Origin of the sequence: Pseudomonas cyclaminis, assembly GCF_015163715.1 — a bacterium.
Lineage (GTDB): Bacteria > Pseudomonadota > Gammaproteobacteria > Pseudomonadales > Pseudomonadaceae > Aquipseudomonas > Aquipseudomonas cyclaminis.
The window spans coordinates 1-2,612 of sequence record NZ_JADDUM010000205.1; the positions used below are offsets into that span (position 1 = coordinate 1).

General features: G+C 61.8%; 2 protein-coding genes. One reads left to right on the top strand and one right to left on the bottom strand.

Annotated elements, in window-relative coordinates; genetic code table 11:
* Positions 1-1,739 (top strand): sodium-extruding oxaloacetate decarboxylase subunit alpha (oadA, locus tag IQK56_RS23505; protein ID WP_193864120.1); only part of this gene is annotated, 1,739 nt, incomplete at its 5' end.
* A gap of 83 nt (positions 1,740-1,822) precedes the next feature.
* On the opposite strand, the gene IQK56_RS23510 is transcribed toward oadA, so the two are convergent.
* Positions 1,823-2,612: autotransporter outer membrane beta-barrel domain-containing protein (locus tag IQK56_RS23510; protein ID WP_193901844.1), on the bottom strand; the 790-nt coding region annotated here is incomplete at its 5' end.

Below are 2,612 nucleotides of genomic sequence, written 5' to 3' on the forward strand. Positions count from 1 at the left end.
TGCGCACCGACGACATGCTGCCGATCTGCGACAAGCTCGACAAAGTCGGCTACTGGTCCCTGGAAGTCTGGGGCGGCGCGACCTTCGACGCCTGCGTACGTTTTCTGAAAGAAGACCCATGGGAGCGCCTGCGCAAACTGCGCGCCGCGTTGCCTAACACCCGCCTGCAAATGCTGCTGCGTGGCCAGAACCTGCTGGGCTACCGCCATTACAGCGACGACGTGGTCAAAGCCTTCGTGGCCAAGGCGGCGGTGAATGGCATCGACGTGTTCCGCATCTTCGATGCGATGAACGACGTACGTAACCTGCGCGTGGCCATCGAAGCGGTGAAAGCCGCCGGCAAACACGCCCAGGGCACCATCGCCTACACCACCAGCCCGGTGCACACCATCGATGCGTTTGTGGCCCAGGCCAAGCAGCTGGAGTCCATGGGGTGCGACTCGATCGCGATCAAGGACATGGCCGGCCTGCTGACGCCGTACGCCACCGGCGAACTGGTCAAGGCGCTGAAGGCCGAGCAGAACCTGCCGATCTTCATCCACTCCCACGACACCGCCGGCCTGGCTGCGATGTGCCAGCTCAAGGCCATCGAAAATGGTGCCGACCATATCGACACGGCCATCTCCAGCTTCGCCTGGGGCACCAGCCACCCCGGCACCGAGTCGATGGTCGCCGCCCTTAAAGGCAGCGAATTCGACACCGGCCTGAGCCTGGAATTGCTGCAAGAGATCGGCCTGTACTTCTATGCCGTGCGCAAGAAGTACCACCAGTTCGAAAGTGAATTCACTGCCGTCGACACCCGCGTGCAAGTCAACCAGGTACCGGGCGGGATGATTTCCAACCTGGCCAACCAGTTGAAAGAGCAGGGCGCCCTCAACCGTATGAGTGAAGTGCTGGCCGAAATCCCACGGGTGCGTGAAGACCTCGGCTTCCCGCCGCTGGTGACGCCAACGTCGCAGATCGTCGGCACCCAGGCGTTCTTCAACGTGCTGGCCGGCGAGCGCTACAAGACCATCACCAACGAAGTGAAGCTCTACCTGCAAGGCGGCTACGGCAAAGCGCCGGGCACCGTGAACGAGAAGTTGCGTCGCCAGGCCATCGGCAGCGAAGAAGTGATCGACGTGCGTCCGGCCGACCTGCTCAAGCCGGAAATGACCAAGCTGCGTGGCGAAATCGGCGCGTTGGCCAAGTCCGAAGAAGACGTGCTGACCTACGCGATGTTCCCGGACATCGGCCGCAAGTTCCTCGAAGAGCGCGATGCCGGCACCTTGGCTCCCGAAGTGCTGTTGCCAATCCCTGAAGCCGGCGGCGTAGCCCGTGCCGGTGGTGAAGGTGTACCGACCGAGTTCGTCATTGATGTGCACGGCGAAAGCTACCGCGTGGACATCACCGGTGTCGGCGTGAAAGCCGAAGGCAAGCGTCACTTCTACCTGTCCATCGACGGCATGCCGGAAGAAGTGGTGTTCGAACCGCTCAACGAATTTGTCGGCGGCGGCAGCAGCAAGCGCAAGCAGGCCAGCGAGCCGGGCCATGTCAGCACGGCGATGCCGGGCAATATCGTCGACGTGCTGGTCAAGGAAGGCGACGTGGTCAAGGCCGGTCAGGCTGTGTTGATCACCGAAGCCATGAAGATGGAAACCGAAGTGCAGGCATCGATTGCCGGCAAGGTAACCGCCGTTCATGTGGCCAAGGGCGACCGGGTGAACCCCGGCGAAATCCTGATTGAAATCGAAGGCTGATACAGCCTTCGACACTACCGTTTAATCCTCGGGGGGGCATGTGCCCCCCTTTTTTTTGCCTGATGCTCAGGCGATTGTGCGTCTTAGAACGTCATCGCCCACTGGCCCATCAGCCCCTGGTTGCGGCTGTTGCTGCCGAACTCGGCGGAATAGGTGAGGCCCACGCTATGTTCGGCTGACAGCGCCACGTCCAGGCCAGTACGCATCGCCAGACTGTTGCGGTCCAGGGAGGTGCCGTCGATGGTGAAGTCGCTGCTGAAGTCTTCGCGTCTTTCCCCGGCGAAGGACTGGCGCACACGGCTGTCGACGTTGCCATACAGGTGTTTCCAATGGGTGCTCAGGTGCGGTTTGAGGGCCATCTGGTTGTCCAGCCTGAAGTCGCGTGCCAGGCGCAGGCCGAAGGTGCTGCTGAGGTTTTGCTGGGTTTGTGTTCCGACGTTCAGGGCACTGTAGCCACCTTTCTCCTGGAACCGGTCGCGCTGGTAACGCTGGAAACCCAAACCGGCAAAGGGCTCGACGCGCAAGCCGCCCGTGTCCAACTGGTAGCCCATTTCGGCGAACGCGTTTTGGCTCTGAGCTTTGTACTTGCCCGTGAGGTGCTCGCGATAATCGATGAAGTCAAAGTCGACGGCGCGTTTGTTTCGACCGGCATGACTGCTGTAAAGCGCACCCAGGCGCAACGCCAGCGGCCCGTCCTGGCGCACCGCATAGGCGCCCATGTGCCAGCTGTCCAATTCGCCCTTGAAACGCTTGGCGCTCAGGTCACTGCCAGACTTGCCACCCACCACGCCGATCCGCCACGCCGGATCGATTGACCAGTCGGCCCCCAGCAACAGACCTTGGCTGCGTTGTTTCAAACCGGCGCTGCCGTGT